The sequence below is a fragment of the Psychrobacter sp. TB55-MNA-CIBAN-0194 genome (assembly GCF_040309505.1).
Lineage (GTDB): Bacteria > Pseudomonadota > Gammaproteobacteria > Pseudomonadales > Moraxellaceae > Psychrobacter > Psychrobacter fozii.
Window position 1 is genome coordinate 1 of sequence record NZ_JBEOOW010000592.1, and the last position, 250, is coordinate 250.

The window sequence follows — 250 nt, forward strand, 5'->3', positions numbered from 1 at the left end:
ATAGAAGGGCTAAATGGCTTGGTGATATAATCCATAGCACCGAGCTCTAGGCCCTTAGCTTCGTCGTCATGGCTACGATTAGCTGATATAAATATAACGGGGATCGATTGAGTTATCGGATTTTCTTTAAGTTGCACAAGCACTTCATAGCCGTCAATTCCTGGCATAATCACATCAAGGATAATTAAATCAACTTGCGCAGCTTTTACAAAGGTCAGTGCTTTTTCACCACTTTCAACTAAGAATACGT

Annotated in this window: 1 protein-coding gene; it reads right to left on the reverse strand. The window is 40.4% G+C overall.

The annotated features are described in order from the left end of the window. Positions 1-250 (reverse strand): response regulator (locus tag AAEY75_RS16395; protein WP_352260219.1); only part of this gene is annotated, 250 nt, incomplete at both ends.